Below are 19,684 nucleotides of genomic sequence, written 5' to 3' on the forward strand. Positions count from 1 at the left end.
TATGCGAATCGGACATATCAAACAAGTAATCGGACCGGTCGTGGATGTTTCCTTTCCTTTAGAATACGGAACACCAGAAATCCATCATGCCCTGGTTGTAACCGACCTTGAGGAAGTAAATGAAACATCCGACTTAAAGACGATTCTCCAACACCGAAAAGTGGTACTCGAAGTCGCTATTGATATTGGGCATGACACCGTACGTACCATTGCCATGGAAGCAACCGAAGGTTTATCACGGGGCATGGCTGTTGTCGATTTAGGTGAAGCCATTAAAGTACCCGTAGGTGAAGCTACATTGGGACGCGTATTCAATGTTTTAGGAGATACAGTCGATAATGGACCTGAACTCTTCCCAGATGTAGTCAAACATTCCATTCATGCCGATGCGCCTGAATATAGCGAACTGGCTTCAAACTTCGAAATCTTAGAAACAGGAATAAAGGTCATTGACTTATTAGCTCCCTACCTCAAGGGTGGAAAAATTGGTCTTTTTGGAGGAGCCGGTGTCGGTAAGACGGTATTAATTCAAGAATTAATTCATAACATTACCCAAGAACACGGTGGCCTTTCGGTCTTCACTGGAGTTGGTGAAAGAACGCGTGAAGGAAACGACCTCGTCCATGAAATGCGCGACTCTGGTGTTTCTAAAAATACAGCCATGGTCTTTGGCCAAATGAATGAACCCCCTGGAGCTAGAATGCGGGTAGCTTTGTCTGGTTTAACCATGGCAGAGTATTTTCGTGATGTAAAGCATCAAGATGTCTTGCTCTTTATTGATAACATCTACCGTTTTACTCAAGCAGGTTCTGAAGTTTCGGCTCTACTTGGAAGGATGCCTTCAGCAGTAGGTTATCAACCTACCTTAGCTTCTGAAATGGGAGCCATGCAAGAGAGAATCACTTCCACCAAGGCAGGATCGATTACATCCATACAAGCAGTATATGTACCAGCCGATGACTATACAGATCCAGCGCCAGCGACTACCTTCTCTCACTTAGATGCAACCACTAACTTAGAGCGTAAATTAACCGAGCAGGGTATCTACCCAGCAGTTGATCCACTCGCCTCCTCTTCTTCAGCCTTATCTGAAGATGTTGTTGGCGAACGACACTATCGGGTAGCCCGTGGCGTTCAACAAACTTTGCAAGGCTATCAAGACCTCAAAGATATCATCGCCATCTTGGGTGTAGATGAGTTGAGTGAAGTTGAAAAACTAACCGTTAAAAGAGCCCGACGTATTCAGCTCTTCCTATCACAAAACTTCCACGTAGCAGAAGCCTTTACTGGTATTCCAGGTTCATACGTAACCGTACAAGAAACGATTGACGGCTTCGAAGGTATTCTAAATGGTGATTACGATAATCTGCCTGAAGAAGCTTTCCGTAACGTAGGAAATATCGATCAAGCCATTGAAAAAGCTAAGAAAATGGGAGTGGATTTGGATGACGCAAACGCTTAAAAATCTACAAGTTCAGATTATCTCTCCTAATGGCGTAGTCTATACCAAACGTGCCCGCAAATGTCATGTGCAAACCATTGATGGTGGTATCACCATTCTACCCAATCATATTGCCATGATGACCGTCTTAGACATCTCAACTGTTATCGTAGCACCTCTAGTCGAAGGCAAACCGGATGACTATATCGCTATTAACGGTGGACTATTGGAAATTCGGGACAACGAACTTAATATTATTGCCAACATGGCCGTTCGAGCCCTAGATATTGATGACGCCCAGACTAAAATGGAGTTGTCCATGGCTGAAGATAAGCTGAAACAAGCAGAAATCAATCAAGATATTCGCGCTTATCATTCAGCTGAAATTGAATTACGAAAAGCACTCAACCAATTGGATGCTTTCAAACATCAACATAATCAATAAAAAGAAACCTTCCGTTTTCAAATTAACGGAAGGTTTTATATTTATCTTAATTATTGCCAAAAACGTCGCGACTATAGACTTTTTCTTTTACAGCTGCTAATTGATCTGCAAGGCGATTAGCAAGAATAATATCAGCCTTTTGACAAAAGACTTCAAAATCAGCTACAACTTCTTCGCCATCAAATTGCTTTTCTTCAAGTGTCGGTTCATAGATAATTATCTCTTTGCCTTCTGCTCGCAGCTGTTTAATAATATCAAGAATAGCAGATTGACGGAAATTATCCGAATTGGATTTCATGGTCAAGCGGTAAATGCCGATTACTTGCGCTTGATGTTTTAAAACTTGTGAAGCAATATGTTCTTTACGGGTTGCATTCGAATCCACAATCGCTTGAATTAAGTTGTTTGGAACGTCTTGATAATTAGCCAGCAATTGCTTGGTATCCTTAGGCAGGCAGTAGCCACCATACCCAAATGACGGATTATTGTAGTGATCACCAATTCTAGGGTCAAGCCCTACTCCTTGGATAATGTGCTGACTGTTTAAGCCACGTACTTCAGCATAGGTGTCCAATTCATTAAAATATGAAATCCTTAAAGCCAAATAAGTATTGGAGAAGAGTTTTACTGCTTCTGCTTCAGTTGAAGGCATGGTTAAGATAGCCACTTCTTCATCCAAGCAAGCCTCAGCAAATAATTCAGCTACTGTCTGACTATGAACAGATTCATTGCCGACAATAATACGAGAAGGATGCAAGTTGTCGTAAAGCGCCTTACCTTCTCTCAAAAATTCTGGTGAGAAGATAATATCCATACCATATTGTTGACGGATCTCTTGGGTATATCCAACCGGAATGGTTGATTTAATCACAACTACTGCCTGAGAGGCATATTCTTTAACTTTATCGAGCGCCTCTTCGACAGCTGAAGTGTCAAAGTGATTATTAGCGTCATCATAATTAGTTGGCGTAGCAATAATCACTAATTCTGCCCCACTATAAGCATAGCTAGGATCATCGGTGGCTTCTAAATTTAAAGAATGATTGGCTAGGTAATCTTCCATTTCAGCGTCCACAATAGGTGCAATTTTTTGATTGATTAAATCGACCCTTTCTTTAACAATTTCCATCGCTTTCACTTCATTATATTGAGCCAAAAGAATCGCATTTGAAAGCCCGACATAACCCATTCCTGCAACTGTTATTTTCATGACGCCACCTTATCTTTCGTTATTTTAATTCTATTATACAAAAGTTCACTCTAAGTTAAAACTAAATATCCCGTGCAGATTCAAGCAAGTGTTTCACACAAGCTTCTGCTTGCTTATAGGTCAGCTTGGTATTATTGTTACCAAATTGAGTAGAGAAAATCCAATGACCTGTTAGATATAAATGCTCCAATCGGCCAAATCTTTGACTAAGAACTTGAGTATGCGGCCAATCAACAAGAATACCACCCAATGGATTTGCTTGGATAATTCCTTCTTGATACATTTGATTAATTAAAGGATCATGTTGAGCGGCTGTCTCTAAGTTTTGATCAAAGCCGGTTGCATTGATTAAATAGCCGCTTTGATAGCGTAAGCCTTTTTGAGTGATAACGGTAAATCCTTGGGCATTCACTTCCACAGCTTTCATACCAGAAACAATCCGAATACGTCCATCTTTCAAACCTTGTAAAATAAACGCAATACTTTCAGCCGGTGTTTGACTTCTAAAATGTTCGAAAAGTCCCATAAAATCTTTAAAGAAGCGTATGCGATCTTGGGATGATAAGGCCATATTCAAGGCTGGTAGAAAGGCAGTCAACTTGCGACCATATAATTGTAAGATACTTAATCGACGGTTTTGTTGGTGGATAGCCATTAAACCTTCCCCAATGGATCCTTGACTGTATCTTTCGACTAAAGATTTCCAATCTACCCCATTGGCTTCCATATCCTCTTCAAATTGATGAAATATAGCTTCTAAAGGGATTGTTTGACCATCAGATTGGGCCAACTGCTTATCAATCCAATCTGCATTTAAGTTAAAAACCAAGTCTTCGGCATAGCGTTCAAACTTCGGTGTCGAAAAGGGCTGGTCTAAAATATAAAAAGTCACCGGATGATCAATGGTAATTGGATAGTGATCTTGTAAATAACGCATAATATCAATCCCAGTTAATCCGGATCCAATGATTCCAATTCCTTTTTGATAGTCCAAATCACTTAGAAGCTGTTCAACTGGATAAGGATGGTGAATATAGCCTTCTTGTCCCAAAAGATTATAATAATCGGCATAAGGTGGATGACCTACTGTCATTAAGACAGAATCATAAGGTCCATATTGCTTACCTTGCGCGTCATATAGATAATAAGACTTGGGGGATTTAATTTTCAGTTGATGAATACGCTGATAAACTACATGAATGATTTCGTCTTCAAAGTATGGACTAAAATAATCTTGGATATACTCACCAAAAATAGGTCTGGGTGAAAAAATATCCCTGCGGGCATATTCGGGATAATGATCTTGTAACCACCTTAGATAGTGGTCAGCATCTTGCCATTCAAAGCCTAAATCACCGACATAGGAGTTCATTAATAATTGGTTAGAATCAGGCTCATAAGGGGAGCCTACTCCCAATTGTTTACGGTCTTCAAAAACATCCACATGACTAATCAGATTCTGGTGATTTTCTTCAAGGATTGTTTTAACGGCAGCCGCTCCAGCAACCCCTGCTCCAATAATTGCTACTTTCATAATGCACCTCCATTATCTTTTTCTCAACTTCCATTATAACGAATTTGAATTCGCTTTACACTAGGAGAAAAACAAATGAAAAAAGGCCTTATTAAAAGGCCTCGTTCTCTAGCTTGCCGTTTCAATTATTAATTGAATTTCAGGATCAATTGTTTTCAGCATATCTGTTAGCAATTTTTCAATTTGGCTTTGTGAATAATTCTGTGCTTCCTTTAATAATCCCTTAGATAAAGCTTGCTTCTCCATTTCTTTTTTTAGGTCTGATTGAAGACTCACAACATCATCCACCTTAATTGGATTAAATAGCGAACCTTCTTCATCAATGATTTCGATTGAATCATCTTCTACTTCATGCGCTAAAATTTTCGCTTGTGGGACTTTAACCACTAGTTTTTCTTCATTAGAAATGACGTCAATCTTTCCTAACTCTACCCCTGTATGAATGATACCGGAATAGGTCATCATAAACTCTGATTCAGTAAAGGGAATTTCCCAAGACTTTATCGTTTTATGCTTTTCAAATTTTCCCATATTAGTGTAGTGATATTTCATAGTGGTTAATTCCTGTGAATCTTCTAAACGATTTTTGATTAATACTAATTCTTGATCCGTTACTTGATTAGGTATGGAGTGAACAAAATGATTGAATCCGTACCAACCTATCCAAGCTACAAAAAAAAGGATGCCTACTAGTAGAAAGAAATAATTCAAGAATGTTTTAAGCGCTTGTTTCATCTATTCACCTCTTTTAAAGTTTGCCTATTTACTATCATAGCATAATCCATTCAGATAGTATCCGTCTTAAGGTGGAGAGAGGAAAAAATGAGACTAATTCCATTAATCCGTTAGCTGGACAATTTGATAACGATAATCCCCCAAGTTGAATATTGCTTTCTTACTTGGATCGACTAAACAACTAAGCGGCAGCGCTAATTGCCGACGAAATTGCTCCATTTCTGCTCGATTATAACCGGGGCAAAGGGTATTGTTATTAACTTCCCAATGTCCTTTAACAGCAGAAGCGGGTATGTTTAAATTTTTCATGAGTTTACGCGTGAGCCAGTCTCTAGCTTTGATTTGTTGAGGCGAATAGTCTTCTTTGGCATTAGCTTCTACTGATAGATGGACACAGAAATGATTACAATTGGCTACCCCCCAAGTCATGCGTTCTAGGTCATAATTTTGGTAAATTCGTCCTTGACTATCGATATAAAAGTGATAGCCTCCACGATCCCATCCACGTTGCTTATGCCAAAAGACCTCGTGGTCTGAAATGTGACGATTTAAAGACCGTTTCACACCTGTATAGTGCCAGACAATGGTTGTGATAGCATCAAGAGTCCTGTCTTTTGCTTGTCCACCTAGAGCTTCTGACCGACGATCAATAATAAGAGGCTCATCCAATTGCTTATTTAATTCCTCCACCCTATTCACTGCTAGATTATAGCTCGTAAGATCATAGCAGTTGATAATTTCAATTAACTTATCACCATAATGGGGGTCACTGGCATAAATGCCTGTTAAAGCCCTGGCTTCTTCAAAGGAATCCGCTGCTGCAATAGCGGCCTTATAGGCAACCTGCTTACGGTAGTTGGTTGAAGTGAAGAAAATAGCGTGGTCTTCAACGCCTTCTTCCAGACTCTTATAGGCGCGAAACTGTGAAACCACCATCTGGCCATTTGCTTCCAGTGAAGGATGGTCGACTACCTTACCCTGCCAGGGAGCAGATGCTTTAATACCAAAACCATTATTGGATTTAAGATATAGCGGTGACCGTCCCCCATTGGATTCTAAAACAAATTGCGCCATCCGGGTCGCAACCGATATCGGACTTTGATATTTCTGAAAAAGTGGTGCTAAGCTAGCCATTCTTTGACTCATCCAAGCATCTTTTATCATATTAAGGCCCCCCAACCCTTAGGCGAGTTATCATTATGATGATAGTGATAAGAGGATATTTGTAAGATAGATCCTAAAAAGATGGTTAACAAATTAATCAGCCCCACCCATTGACCTCCTTGATTCAAGTGGTACAAGTCGGCCATTCCTTGTACAAAAACAGCCAAGGCTGGTAGAAAAATTAATACGAGCCATTTGCCTAAATCATAAAAACGATTAGATAACATTCTATCACCCTTTCTATTATTTTTATATCCATTGACGACTTTCTGCCGGCCACATAAAATAATCGTTTTGATCGACCTTTTGTTTAATCGTTTGTAGCTCTTGGTTAAACGCTTCTAGTTTGGCCTGCATCCAATCAATGCGTTCAATTAGATCATGCAAGGCAGTAATCAGGCCAATTAACTTAGAAATCAAGGTAATCACTGCAATAATCGCTCCAGCATAAGAACCCAAATCAATCAAATGCATGCACAACCTCCTTTTAGTAATAAGGAGCTGAGCAAACACTCAGCCCCTCTAAAATCATGCTTAACTAAGCTTCTTCATAGGCATAAACATCGGTAACGTTACGCTCAACATAGCGAGCGGCAACCGGAGTCACATACATATCTACGCCCTGATCATCTTTGAATAAATCACAGTCAACTAGAGCCTGCATCACAGCTTCGGCAGTTTCTTTAGTAACTGAATCAGCTGGTTGATTAATCGTAATCTTACGCGTTTTACCCGCCGCATCTAAGAAAATCAATTCTAATACCATACTATCTTTCATCTTGCTTTCCCCTTTCCATCATTAAATAAAATTATAAGCATAAACAGCTTGAGCGGTATCGGTTGGATTAATGGTTAATTGATCGATTTGATCTTTAACCAACTGCACTTGATTGGGAGTAACCCCCTCAATCAAGCCTTGAATAGAGACATTAAAAGTCTTCTCCGTTGTCGGATTCATACCTTTAAGCGCTAAACGCCCTGATTTGTATTCTTTACTTTCCATTTTTCATTCCTCCTAGGTATTTATGTAAGCCGTACGATCTTACACCTTATACACACAATCAGATCATCAAAAACGGCAAGAAAAAGACAAGTTTTTAGATTTTTCTTTAAAGAGATGACCGAGCTTAGCTGCAATACGCTTTTTATCATTGCGGAGGGTGCGCTCAGAAATGTTGCAGAGCTGGCAGATTTCACGATTGCGCCATTTTCCTTGTAAAATTAAATTGAAAATCTTACGCTCTCGTTCTTTTAGATGGTCTTTAACAGTTTGTTCCAATAAAAAGATTGATTCTTTTGAGCATTCTTCTCTCAGCTCTTCGATAAGATCTGATAAAATAACAGGATCTGTCGGGGTCACTTGATAAGTGGATTGGCGCAAACGATTGAGTAGAAACCATTTTAAACCCTTACCCGCATAAGCGATAAATTGATAGCGATGATCGATACAATTTAAGGGATCGCCTTCAAACTTTTGATAAAGCCTTATCAACTCTAACCGCATCTCCTGAAGATGGTCTTGATAATCGTTATGGTGGGTAGACAATTGGTAATGATGGAGCCAGTGATGGATGAGGGGGTCAAACATAATAATGACATTAGTTAATTCTTCAGATGATTTTTTCATTAGTCTTCCTCCTTGAATTTTGACATGAAAAAAACGGGCCGAAAGCTAAGGAATATCCTTACAATCTAGCCCGTCTAGCGGTTCTGCTTAATTCTTATTTTTATTTTTATTTTTATTTTTCTGAGTTACCTGCGCTTCTTGAATGGTTACACTATCGGATGGAAGAAATTGAATCTTGGTTTCAATTCCTTTGCTAACAATAACAACCGTTTTCTGTTTCAAATCGAGCTCACAGACTTTCTTGTTCCTCGAATTCCTTATTTCGAGCATCCGAATCCTCCTACTATATTCAATTGAGTCCATGTGATGACTCATAGTTTCTCATCACTTTATGCAAAACACAACTTATATGATAAATGGCTTATAACAAAACAAAATAGCAAATTAAAAGACAACTAAGCGATTCTTTTTCTTATAGCTATAGGTAGCAGGCTCCCCCTTCCTCAGATTTATTGTTAAATGTTGATCAACAATTTGAATTATACATATTTTTAAAGCCTTTGCAATACTCTTAAGTTTAAAATTTTTAATAATTGAAATTTTTATTTAAAATAGGGCCTCTTTTTCTCACTCTAGGCTGATATCATACTCTTATTAAAATAAAAACATATATTTAAGATGATATAAGCAGAATTGTGAAGAAAAGATAGTAGCTTTGACAATCGGTTGAAAGTTGACAAAATTTTAAAAAATTATAAAAAGTTGCTGACTAGAAAATAAAAGAGCCAATAGCTCGGATCGCTATCAGCTCTGAGGGGCAAGAGTCAAGATTTAGCGTTCAGCTTTACTCGCAACCAATACCATCATTATCTCGATCTAAGTGTGGACCATATCCAGGTTGTCCACGATAGACGGGAGCGGCTCCTGCTTGACGGGCAATGGTACAGTTCGCATAATAAACATTTTGCTCTGGGGCTGGTTCTGGCTCTGTATTAGTGTCAACAGGTTCTTTTGACACTACTGGCGCTGAAACTTCTTCTGTTTGATTAATGTATGAATTATTAGATTCTTGCGTTGGATGGGATGGGTTATTTTTGCTCGGTAATTCAAATAAAGCATTTGCTTTTTGAGTATTATCGGCTTGAGAAACAACGACTTGACCCGTTTGTGTATTTTTAATCACTTCAGGGAATTCGGCATTGGCTAGAAACTGATTGGAGTTATCCTCCCAAACATAATAACGATTTTTGGCAGCATAGTCTTGGGATTGAACAAGAACATCTAAGTATTCATTAGCCATTTCTGCTTCTTTTGTTTTGTCGAGTTGGATCACTGAGTAGCCTTCCGTTAAGAGAATTTCTTGCACTAATATGCCATCTAACCATAAGTTCGCCACATAATCTTCTTTTTTAACCGATTCATCTTGGAAGTCTTCTTTTTCAACTTCAAATAATTCTAATTCGACCTTGTCAGCATCTTTCATCAATTCTTCTAAGCGCTCTTTAGCTTCTTGGGCATAAGCTTCATCTTTTTCTTCTTCTGGTGAGAGGATATGCAGTAAGTTAAACGTCATAACCTTATCCTTATCACTCTTTAAGCTGGCTTTCATGGTATTGGCCGAAAGAACCTTATATTTGTCCACTTCTTCAAAGTTTGATTGGTCTTCTCTTTCAGCAAAGACCACATAGCCTAACTCTTCCTCATTGACTTCTGCACTTACCCACGTATTAAAGAAAAGGCCTGAAGTCAATAAGCCGACAGTGGCTGCTAGTAACCATTTTTTCATTGTATGCTCTCCCTTATAATTGATAGTTAATGTTAATAATTATAACATAAAAAAAGAGCTGTTTTCTATATCAAAAGCGAAGAATTACGATAAAATACTTTAAGACAGAAATTTAAATAAAACTATAGATGAAAGCCTTCCTATAAAACAAAATTTTATAAGAAGGCTTATCTAAAGTGATTTACGATATGTTGAAGGAGTTATGTGATTGAGTTCTTTAAACTTACGATAAAATACAGTTTCTGACTGAAAACCAACCGAATGAGATATTTCGCTAATTGACATATTAGATTCTTGCAATAGATCCTTTGCCCTATTAATTCGTTGAGATGTAAGATAGTTCATTATAGTTTGATTTGTATGATTTTTAAATAAGCGACAGAGATTGCTAGCTTTCATAAAATAACGATTGGCTAAATCAGTTAAATTTAAATCAACCTGATAATAGTTTTTATTCAAATATAGTATTAAATCGTCGACAATTTCATTTCCATAAAGATTCATATTAAATACCCGATTTACAGCTGCAACAAATTTTTTCCGATCAATCGGTTTTAATAAAATGTCTTTAGCATTTAATCGCAAAGCTTCTTGAGCATATTCGAATTCATTATAAGCAGTGATTACAATGTATTGGAATTCAGGATAAGTCTCCATAACTTCTAAACCTGAATGATAGGGCATACGAATATCAACGAAAATGAGATCAAAATTTGCATCTTCTAACAATTTCAATGCATGTCTACCATCGCATATATATGCATCCACACTCATAGGTAATTTTTCCATCTCGATAATTTTACTAATAATATGATATACAGATTCTTCATCATCAATTATTGCTACAGAAAGCATTACATTACCACTTCTTTCGGAAAGCGAATAGTCATTTGAGTAAATTCTGGATTGGATTGTAACGACATAGTAAAATTTTTTTGAAAATTATTATAGAATTTCTGATATACCAAAGATAATCCATTATCAGTACCTATCGCTAAATTAGAATTAATATTTCTTACGCCGTTCATATCTAGTGTATTTCCATTATTTTGCACGATTAATTCAATTTTTTCTTTATTTATTAAATGTATAACCAAATTAATAATTTTTCGTCCATCATAATTTATAAAACCGTGTGAAAAAGCATTCTCTACAATAGGTTGTAAGCAGTTTATTGGAATTCCATTTTGTAAAACAGTATCATCAACTTCAATATTAAATTCAAAATTAGGATATCTTGATTTTTGAAGCTGAATATAAGCGTTTAAATACTCAAGTTCTTGACGAATTGAAATTAACATACCGGAATTATCTGATGTGTATCGTACCATATCAGCAAAGAGAACAATCAAATCATACAAACGGACATTGTCTTCTTTGATCGCTAAGTTAGCCATGTAATTTAAGGTGTTGAACATAAAATGGTTATTAATTTTTAAAGAAGAACTTTTTTCTTTTTCAAAATTTAATTGTTGAGCCATTGTTTTAATAATATTTCTCTTATTTTCTAACTGATGTATACTATCATTTAATTTCTTTTTTACAGAATGATGGATTGCGTAGCTTTCAATACTATCTATTAAACTGTTAAAAAAATTAAAGATACTCTTTTTTGTTGAGGTTGGCATTTCATCTATCAATAAACTTTCTGAATTAAAAATTATGATCCCCAGCACTTCATCATGAAAAAAAATCGGAAAAAGAAAATACTGCTTAAAAGTTGTTGATTGACCTGGCGATAAATTTATACTGTCTATTAATTGAAAAATAGAAGTTAAATCGTCGTATTTGATGGGTTTATTACTACAATATTTGATATCCTTAACACCATTGATAATACAATAATCTAATATAACTTGATCCTTCATTTCAATAATAATACTTTCAATAGCCTCACCTAATAAATCTTTCGAAATAGATGTGGATTGTTCTTTTGTATGATTAATATAGTTATTATTCGATAAACGAGGAATCGAAACCACCAAATCAACTAAAGGTTCATCCATATTATTAGTTGTCGAATGAATTGAATTATATGGAAATAATAGATAATCACCAGCTTTTAATTGAAAAGTTTGGTCATTTACTTGATAAGCGCCTTCTCCACTTATAACATAGATAAATTGTTCGTTTTCATAATGGATATGTGGTTTTTGATATGTATGTGGGTTGATTGAAGAAATACCAATATTGATATTATGGTGTAATCCATCCAGCCATTGTACTTTCCCCCAATAAAATTCTTCAATTTCCAATAAATCACCTACCCTCAACTTCTATTATGATTAACTAACTTTTAATTCTTGGCATTTTGCCAGAGTTCTGCACCTGAATGAATACCAACTGATCGAGGATCAAATGTTGGATTTTGAATACCTCTATTCAATTGATCTGTATAGTCATTAAGGATTTTAACACCTTTGTGACCGATAAATATTAGAGCAATAATATTGGTCCAAGCCATTAAACCATTTCCAATATCAGCTAATGCCCATATTGTATCAGATACTACTAAAGTTCCGCCAAAAACTGCTCCTAAAAAAACAACTTTTAAGATAGTATAACCTGTCTTATTATCACCTATAATATAAGATAAACTACTCTCTGCATAAAGATAGAAAGCCGTTAAAGCAACAAATGCAAAAACTAAAATAGCTAAAGCTATAAATATATTACCAAAATTTGGAATAGGAACAACTGATTGAATAGCATTAGCTACAAAAGGATTACCATATTCTAACCCTTTGACCCCTTCAAAAACTATTTCTTTCTGGTCATTAATAACATTATAACTTCCTGTCATAAGAATCATAAAAGTAGTTGTTGTACAGACAAAAAGCGTTCCAATATATACACTCATACCACCTAAAAGTCCTTGTTGAGCGGGATGAGAAACTTGTGAAGTCGCAGAAGTGATTGCGGAAGTACCGATACCAATTTCATTCGCATGAACACCCCTTCTAATTCCCCATTGAAGAGCACTACCTAACATCGCTCCAAAGACTGCATCTTGACCAAATGCTGAACTAAAGATTAGACTTAACGTTTCACCCAATTTATCAATATTCATTAGTATGACAATAATTGACATGATCACATATAACAAACCAGCTACTGGAGAAATTTTTTGACTTGTTCTTCCGATACGTTTTAAGCCTCCAAAAATCACAATGCCTAAAATTAATGTAAAAATAGTGGATAATAGTATAACTGGTAAGTTCATGGCCGAATGTAAACCTTGAACAATATAATAAGATTGTACGCCTGACATCAACACAGTTAATGAGACAGTAGTTATGATTGAATAGAGAATAGCAAAAACGCGACCTACTTTTCGGTTTGAAAACCCTTCAGCCATATAATTGGCAGGACCACTTTTATACTCATTATTAATGACTTTTTTATAAGTTTGAGCTAATGTTCCTTCAATAATAGCAATACTAGATCCAAAAATTGCTAATACCCATAACCAGAAAATAGCTCCGGGACCACCAAAGTAGATACCAGCCGCCATTCCAGCAATATTACCAACGCCCACTGTACGAGCAGCAGTAAAAATAAAAGATTGAATGGGAGAAAGACCTTGTTCCGACTCTCCACGCTCTTTTAGTAATCGCAACATTTCCTTAAATTGAGTAAATTGTGGAAACTTCATAACGATTGAAAAATATAAACTAGCTAATAAAATCATGAAAATTATTGGTAAGCCCCATATCTTACCAGCAATATCATTTAATATTCCAGACATTATTCTCAACTCCTTTTAAATTTCATTGAGGTATTCAATTGTTTTAGCGAAAAGATCTTCTTGAAGAATGATATCATCGTATGTATGTCCCGCATTTTCTACGATATGAATTTTTCCATCTTTGGCAAAATGATAATACAACCATCCATTAATAGGTAAAACATCTTGATCGTGCGAACCATGGATGACACGAATAGGAATATTTAATTTTTTAACTATTTCTAAAGGATGTATCTGATCGATATTTTCAAAGAATTTCGGACTGACTTCATCTCCTTCAATAGATATATAATTACCTTGCATTCCGGCTTGAAAACGTTCTGAACCTAATAGATGTTGAAAATTCCACAGCGGATCAGATACTGGTGACCAAAGTACTAGACCATCTGGATCAATCTCATTACTGAGTAGGGTAGCAGTTGTCCCGCCCATACTGTAACCTAAGAGAATGATTTTTTCCCAGCTATATGACTCTTCTAAAATTTCAAATACTTTGAGATAATCCTTAATTTGATCTTCGATTATCATATAGTCTTCATTTCCCTCACTGTCTCCGGATCCAATGCAATCCGTTCGACAAACAGTATACCCCAACTGAGTTAATTGCTGTGTTAATTTAGGTAACATCCGGTGAGGTGTAATCTTGTGCCCCACAAAACCGTGACAAAAAAAGATTAATGTTTTATTATCAATCGATACTTCTGGAAAGTGAATGATTGACACAAGTTCTAGTCCTCTGCTTTTAATTACCTTTGCTTCTAACATATGCGACTCCTTTCAATTATTTCCCGACTATGTATTCAATCTCTTCTTTAGAATATAAAGGGAATTGATTGACTAATTCTCTTACTTGTTTTTTTAATGATTCAAAAGATTTTTCATTTATTAAACATTCAGCCGTTTTATTCATAAGTTCAGCTATGAATAACATCTCATCTTCTTTCATACCACGCTGAGTTGTTGCCATTGTTCCTATTCGAATTCCGCTTGTTTCATTTGGACCTAAAGGATCTGAAGGAATTTGATTTTTATTTACAGTAATTCCAATCTTATTTAAAGCTTCATCCATTTGCTTTCCAGTAATATTTTTTTGTCGTAAATCAACTAAGAGCAGATGCGTATCTGAACCATTTGCAACAAGACGGAAACCTTTATTCTCCAAAGCTTTAGCCAAAGTTTTAGAGTTCTTCACAACTTGTTGCATAAGGGTTTGATACTCTTGACTTTGACAATGCTTGAACAACCAACATTTTGCTGCCATGGTTGTTAAATGCATTGATCCCAAAGCAGCAGGAAATACACCATGATCAATTTTTTTAGCATGTTCTTTTTTGCATAATATGATTCCAGATCGCGGTCCTGAAAAGGTTTTAGTGGTTGAAGCGGTAATAAAATCAGCATATGGTACAGGTGAAGGAATCACCTTAGCTGCAATTAAACCAATAATATGTGCAGCATCAACCATCAAATAAGCATTTACTTTATCAGCAATAGCTCTAAATTTTTCATAATCTAATAAACGGGGATAAGCCGATCCACCAGCGATAATTAACTTTGGCTGATGCCGAACGGCTAACCTTTCAAGTTCGGAATAATCTACTTGCTCATTTTCATTATTAAGAGGATAGTGAACAAAATTATAAAATTTATTCATAAAATTAGCTTTTGATCCATGAGATAAGTGACCGCCTTGATCTAGCTTCATTGATAAAACCGTATCTCCTGGTTCAAGAACAGCCGCATAAACAGAATAGTTAGCAGTTGTTCCAGAATAAGGTTGAATATTCACATGTTCACATTTAAAGAGTTCTTTTGCACGTTCAATGGCTTCTATTTCTAGTACATCGGCACATTGCGCTCCTTGTTGATAACGTTTACCAGGATAACCTTCAAGTGTCTTATTGGTGAATATAGAACCCGATAATTCCATTATCTCAATAGGAACAGTGCTTTCTGACGCGATCATTTCAATATTTTTCTCTTGTCTTTTTAACTCATCAATAACGATTTCATAAAGTTTAGGATCTGATACTTTCGTCTTATTTAACATATAAAACCCTCCTTATTTCTTCGTAAGCGCTTACTAATTATGTTTATTTTAAGAAAAATTATTTCAAAATTCAATCAACTAAATTATCTATTTTATGCTAAAAATTATCATTTATATATTAAAATTATAATAATAAAAAATTGTTAATACAAAAAACCGGTGAAAAATCACCGATTTTAATCATTCTATTGTAAATAATCAAGGGTTGCTAAAATAAAGGCCTTAAAGGCTAAGATGAGCTTGCTTTCATCGATATCGAATTTAGAAGAATGGTGACCATGGAACTGGCCTTCAATCTCTCTTGGGTTGGCTAAAAATAAGAAAGTTGCTGGAAGCTCTTTACCATAATAGGCAAAGTCCTCAGCCCCCATTAAGGCCTCTGCTGATGGAATAAGGTAATCATCGCCTAGTCCTGCTTGTAAAGCTTTAACAGTATCTAAAGTAGAGGCTTGATCGTTTACTAAGACGGGGTATTTATACTCATAAGACAGGTCAATTTTTACATCATAAGCGACTTCCAAACCTTTGGTAATCTTATCCATTCGCTGATGAACAAATGCTCTCAAATCATCATTTAAAGTCCTTACGGTGCCTTCAATGAAGACTTGATCAGGGATAATATTTTGATTAAAGCCCCCTTCAATATGGGTCACAGAAACGACTACTGGATCACTGGCTTTAATATTCCGACTCTTAATGGTTTGAAAGGCCATTATCAATTCGGCAGCCACTGTAATCGGATCTTTGGAAGATTCTGGATAACCGGCATGAAAGCCAAAGCCTTTGATTATAATCTGAAAACGATCCATCGAGGCCATCATAGGACCAACACGATAAGAAATATGACCCGGAGCAATTGCTTTATCTAAATGACCGATATGAAAACCTAATACCCGTGTTACATCCGGATTTTTAAGGACACCTTCTTGAATCATTGGCTCTGCCCCTCCGGGGTATTCTTCACCGGGTTGGAAGATTAGTTTAACCTTACCTCCAAATAAATGACGGTGATGGGATAAAAAGTCAGCGACGGCTAGAAGCGTAGCCGTATGTCCATCATGGCCACAAGCATGCATATTACCGTTTCTCGAAGCAAAAGACAAGCCCGTTTCCTCTTGGATGGGTAAACCATCCATATCGGCTCGAAGTCCCATTACTCGATCATTTGGACTCCCTTCTTTGCTTCCTTCTATGACGACAGCCAAGCCATTTCCGTTGACATAATGGTCTTCAACCGAAAGACCCATTCCTATGAGTTGACTGCGAACATAATCCACTGTCTTCGGCAAATCTAAGCCTAACTCAGGAATCTGATGTAAATCACGTCTCCATTGAATGATTTTTTTTTCGTATTGATCATTTCTTTCAAATAGTTCTTTGCTTGGCATTAAACCACCTACTTAATCTTTACTTAAATAATTGATCAACGCTTTAGTCGTTAGGATCATTTCATCCGTATCTAGGTATTCTTCCGTCGTATGAACCAGCTCCATCCCCACACCGACAATGGCTGAGTTAAAACCTTCTTCGGCAAAAAAGTTGGCATCCGATCCTCCACCGATAATTTGAGGCTCTGCTTTGACACCGACTGTTTCGTAGGCTGCGACAATTTCTTTGACGAATTTGAGGTCATCTTGACTGGCAAGGGCTGGGTAGTCACGACGCGTTTCGATGGTATAGTCGTTTGTATACTGCTGGATAATGCCTTCGTAGGCTTGTAATAATTGGTCGACCTTTTCTTCTTGATGCGAGCGGATTTCACCGGTAAAGATACAAGAATCTGGCACCACATTATTAGGGAAATCAGAAGTAATTTGCGACACATTGGCGGTTGTTTCGTCATCAATCCTTAAGAGCGGCATTTGGCTAATGACTTTGCTCGCTACTTGGATGGCATTAATGCCCTTTTCTGGTTCGATCCCCGCATGGGCCTTACGTCCTCCAATGGTGATCTCAAAGCGGTAACAAGTCGGTGCTTGGTAGGCGACCTTATTGGCCTTGCCGGCATTGTCAGCTACAATTAAGTTTTTAGCAGGATTGATATGCTGGTAGACACTTTCCCAATTAATATTCCGCGCACCTAACATCCCCTGCTCTTCACCGGGAGTGACGATTACATAAATATCTTGGTGACTAATCTGATGCTTAACAATGTATTCCACAGCGGTTAAAATAGCGGCCAGACCGGCCTTATCGTCCCCACCTAAGGTCGTCGTCCCATCTGAGGACCAAATATTGTCTTTTTTAACGATTTTTAAGTTTTTATTGGGCTGAATCACATCAGTATGAGCATTTAGTGACACGCCCTCGCCTTCTATGTCTCCTTTAATTTTCGCAAAGATAACTGGCGAATTGCCACCGTAGGTATGCTGGCTTTCGTCAAGATGAATCTCGGCTCCAAGATTTTCAAGAAATTTAATGACATAATCTGCCATTTCTTTTTCCTCTTTAGAGGGCGAATGAATCATCAACATTTCTTCAAAAATTTCTAAATTACGTTCAGCAATCATAGTATACCTCCTATTAGTTTAATAGACCTTTTTCCAATTGTTTACGCGCAAATAAAATAGTAGTAAAGATAGATGTTAAAGTAATAACAAAAGATGGATTTCCTGGAATGAACTGAACAATGTAGATCATAACGGTTGAAATCAACAGTGCAAAAAGACCGGTCTTGTATGACTTGACCATAAATTGGCCAAAGATTGCCCCATAAATGCCTGGAATGATTAGCTCAAAATACTTCGCTAAGTCGGCAGGTAAGGTAGTAATCACCGTTTGTCCTAAAATGGTCGCAAAAATCACAAAGAAAACAGCCACATAGATGGATACAGCTAAACCGATTGTCCCCATCAAAGCCCCTTCATCTGTCCCTTGCTTGTAGCCTGAGGCTTCCGATGAAATGGCTGCAGCAGGAATCTTCATATTGACCCCATTACCTGATAACATGGTTAAATATAAGCCTGATGTACCAACAATTGGGAAGTAAGTTAAAGGTTCACTCAGATAGAAAGCTCCAGAAACAGACATTTGTGAAATAGCTCCGGCGATGATGGCGGCAAAACCTGGATTATAACCAAAGACAAAGGTCATGGTTAGAGGGGGTAGTAATACGGCAATCACTCCCAAGACCATGGTTAAGCGGCCAAAATTAGTTATACTTTTGGTGAATTTTTCATAGGCTCCCATTCTTTTTCCTCCTTATAGATCTAAACAAAGAACATGCCACATAAAGCACCGGCAAACATGGAAATCGTTAGTGACCAAGACTTTAACCATTCGTATTGGTCGCTTAATTTTTGGCAGATAATCATAATCACTAAAGCCGATAAAGAAGCGACGGCGTAGGATGGATTGACATTAATTTTCACGACATTATTCATGACAAAGTAGGCAAAAGACCCTAACATGGCACCGACACTGACTGCTGGTAGTAAGGCTTTTTTACCACCGGTCATAAAATCATTGATCATGTTCATGCTATGGCCAAAGAAGAAGGTCACAATTAGCCAAGGGATAACCCCTAAAGCCGGCGTCCATAAGGCATTGGCATACACCGTTGGATCCATCATTGGAGAGAGTTCTCCGCCTGCTGCTTGCGCACCAAAGGTGGCGGCCATGGTTTCATAGTTGGTACCTCCAATAATTGACATCCGCAAGGCTGAAACTGGCGCACCTAATGAGACAATCAAGGATAAAATACTCCCTACAATCCCTAAAGCCGGTCCAATACTGGCCATGGCTGCGACTCTTAGGCCTTTTTTAACGCGCTGTTGATCCATATTTAATTCTTTGGTTGCCTTCATCGCTTTCTTTAGGATGTAGGTCCCTTGAATCAACACTAAAGCAATACCAATTCCACTAACCAGATACATCAAAGGATGGTTGGCAAATTTTAGATGGTCTGACATACAGATTCCTCCCTATTAAATTTTAAAAAAAGACTTCAACTATGATAAACTTATTGAGAACCGTTCTCTTTTAAAGATAGCGCTTACATCTTT

Annotated in this window: 22 protein-coding genes; 2 read left to right on the forward strand and 20 right to left on the reverse strand. The window is 37.1% G+C overall.

The annotated features are described in order from the left end of the window. Position 1: 1 nt before the first annotated feature. Together atpD and atpC are read left to right on the forward strand one after the other, a co-directional pair. Complete coding sequence (gene atpD, locus ACQV2G_RS01145) at positions 2 to 1,462, forward strand: F0F1 ATP synthase subunit beta (protein WP_428873680.1); 1,461 nt, start codon at positions 2 to 4, stop codon at positions 1,460 to 1,462. Continuing rightward, on the forward strand, positions 1,446 to 1,886 hold the full coding sequence (gene atpC / locus ACQV2G_RS01150; RefSeq protein WP_428873679.1) for an ATP synthase F1 subunit epsilon: 441 nt from the start codon (positions 1,446 to 1,448) through the stop codon (positions 1,884 to 1,886). Before atpD ends, atpC begins: the two co-directional genes overlap by 17 nt. A gap of 46 nt (positions 1,887 to 1,932) precedes the next feature. Here atpC and ACQV2G_RS01155 read toward each other — a convergent pair whose 3' ends face one another. The 20 genes from ACQV2G_RS01155 to ACQV2G_RS01250 all read right to left on the reverse strand — a co-directional run bounded on the left by ACQV2G_RS01155 (position 1,933) and on the right by ACQV2G_RS01250 (position 19,591). Further along, on the reverse strand, positions 1,933 to 3,096 hold the full coding sequence (locus ACQV2G_RS01155) for a nucleotide sugar dehydrogenase (protein ID WP_428875847.1): 1,164 nt from the start codon (positions 3,094 to 3,096) through the stop codon (positions 1,933 to 1,935). 61 nt (positions 3,097 to 3,157) lie between these two features. Beyond that, the gene (locus ACQV2G_RS01160; protein WP_428875848.1) at positions 3,158 to 4,630 is read right to left on the reverse strand and encodes an FAD/NAD(P)-binding protein; all 1,473 of its coding nucleotides are present in this window, start codon (positions 4,628 to 4,630) and stop codon (positions 3,158 to 3,160) included. 108 nt (positions 4,631 to 4,738) lie between these two features. Further along, the gene (locus tag ACQV2G_RS01165; RefSeq protein WP_428875849.1) at positions 4,739 to 5,365 is read right to left on the reverse strand and encodes a DUF4230 domain-containing protein; all 627 of its coding nucleotides are present in this window, start codon (positions 5,363 to 5,365) and stop codon (positions 4,739 to 4,741) included. A gap of 102 nt (positions 5,366 to 5,467) precedes the next feature. Beyond that, on the reverse strand, positions 5,468 to 6,529 hold the full coding sequence (locus ACQV2G_RS01170; protein WP_428875850.1) for a glucosaminidase domain-containing protein: 1,062 nt from the start codon (positions 6,527 to 6,529) through the stop codon (positions 5,468 to 5,470). Beyond that, positions 6,526 to 6,756 (reverse strand): phage holin, encoded by a 231-nt coding sequence (locus ACQV2G_RS01175; RefSeq protein WP_428873674.1) that lies wholly within the window; start codon positions 6,754 to 6,756, stop codon positions 6,526 to 6,528. Before ACQV2G_RS01175 ends, ACQV2G_RS01170 begins: the two co-directional genes overlap by 4 nt. Positions 6,757 to 6,778: 22 nt before the next feature. After that, positions 6,779 to 7,003, reverse strand: a complete 225-nt coding sequence (locus tag ACQV2G_RS01180) for a hypothetical protein (protein WP_428873673.1) — start codon at positions 7,001 to 7,003, stop codon at positions 6,779 to 6,781. Between the two features lie 64 nt (positions 7,004 to 7,067). Continuing rightward, positions 7,068 to 7,307 carry a DUF2922 domain-containing protein gene (locus ACQV2G_RS01185; RefSeq protein WP_428875851.1) on the reverse strand — a complete coding sequence of 80 codons (240 nt, stop codon included), beginning with the start codon at positions 7,305 to 7,307 and terminating at the stop codon, positions 7,068 to 7,070. Between the two features lie 21 nt (positions 7,308 to 7,328). Further along, positions 7,329 to 7,532, reverse strand: a complete 204-nt coding sequence (locus tag ACQV2G_RS01190; RefSeq protein ID WP_428873671.1) for a hypothetical protein — start codon at positions 7,530 to 7,532, stop codon at positions 7,329 to 7,331. A gap of 66 nt (positions 7,533 to 7,598) precedes the next feature. Beyond that, complete coding sequence (locus tag ACQV2G_RS01195) at positions 7,599 to 8,156, reverse strand: sigma-70 family RNA polymerase sigma factor (RefSeq protein ID WP_428875853.1); 558 nt, start codon at positions 8,154 to 8,156, stop codon at positions 7,599 to 7,601. 87 nt (positions 8,157 to 8,243) lie between these two features. After that, on the reverse strand, positions 8,244 to 8,426 hold the full coding sequence (locus ACQV2G_RS01200; protein ID WP_428875854.1) for a hypothetical protein: 183 nt from the start codon (positions 8,424 to 8,426) through the stop codon (positions 8,244 to 8,246). A gap of 514 nt (positions 8,427 to 8,940) precedes the next feature. Further along, complete coding sequence (locus ACQV2G_RS01205; protein ID WP_428875855.1) at positions 8,941 to 9,882, reverse strand: excalibur calcium-binding domain-containing protein; 942 nt, start codon at positions 9,880 to 9,882, stop codon at positions 8,941 to 8,943. 171 nt (positions 9,883 to 10,053) lie between these two features. Then, positions 10,054 to 10,737, reverse strand: coding sequence for a response regulator transcription factor (locus tag ACQV2G_RS01210; RefSeq protein WP_428875856.1), 684 nt, complete (start codon positions 10,735 to 10,737; stop codon positions 10,054 to 10,056). After that, positions 10,737 to 12,137, reverse strand: a complete 1,401-nt coding sequence (locus tag ACQV2G_RS01215; protein ID WP_428874752.1) for a sensor histidine kinase — start codon at positions 12,135 to 12,137, stop codon at positions 10,737 to 10,739. Before ACQV2G_RS01215 ends, ACQV2G_RS01210 begins: the two co-directional genes overlap by 1 nt. Before the next feature lie 41 nt (positions 12,138 to 12,178). After that, positions 12,179 to 13,630: an alanine/glycine:cation symporter family protein gene (locus tag ACQV2G_RS01220; RefSeq protein ID WP_428875857.1), complete on the reverse strand. Its 1,452-nt coding sequence runs from the start codon at positions 13,628 to 13,630 to the stop codon at positions 12,179 to 12,181. A 15-nt stretch (positions 13,631 to 13,645) separates the two neighbouring features. Then, entirely contained in the window at positions 13,646 to 14,395 is a 750-nt protein-coding gene (locus tag ACQV2G_RS01225) for an alpha/beta hydrolase (protein WP_428873664.1), read from the reverse strand. A gap of 16 nt (positions 14,396 to 14,411) precedes the next feature. Beyond that, positions 14,412 to 15,680, reverse strand: a complete 1,269-nt coding sequence (glyA, locus tag ACQV2G_RS01230; protein ID WP_428873663.1) for a serine hydroxymethyltransferase — start codon at positions 15,678 to 15,680, stop codon at positions 14,412 to 14,414. A gap of 185 nt (positions 15,681 to 15,865) precedes the next feature. Then, positions 15,866 to 17,068, reverse strand: a complete 1,203-nt coding sequence (locus ACQV2G_RS01235; RefSeq protein WP_428875860.1) for a M20 metallopeptidase family protein — start codon at positions 17,066 to 17,068, stop codon at positions 15,866 to 15,868. 12 nt (positions 17,069 to 17,080) lie between these two features. Further along, positions 17,081 to 18,190: a M20/M25/M40 family metallo-hydrolase gene (locus tag ACQV2G_RS01240; RefSeq protein WP_428873661.1), complete on the reverse strand. Its 1,110-nt coding sequence runs from the start codon at positions 18,188 to 18,190 to the stop codon at positions 17,081 to 17,083. Positions 18,191 to 18,203: 13 nt separating this feature from the next. Beyond that, complete coding sequence (locus ACQV2G_RS01245) at positions 18,204 to 18,869, reverse strand: hypothetical protein (RefSeq protein WP_428873660.1); 666 nt, start codon at positions 18,867 to 18,869, stop codon at positions 18,204 to 18,206. A gap of 20 nt (positions 18,870 to 18,889) precedes the next feature. After that, entirely contained in the window at positions 18,890 to 19,591 is a 702-nt protein-coding gene (locus ACQV2G_RS01250; protein ID WP_428875861.1) for a DUF5058 family protein, read from the reverse strand. Positions 19,592 to 19,684 lie beyond the last annotated feature (93 nt).

Origin of the sequence: Facklamia sp. P12955, from assembly GCF_050409565.1 — a bacterium.
GTDB lineage: Bacteria > Bacillota > Bacilli > Lactobacillales > Aerococcaceae > Facklamia.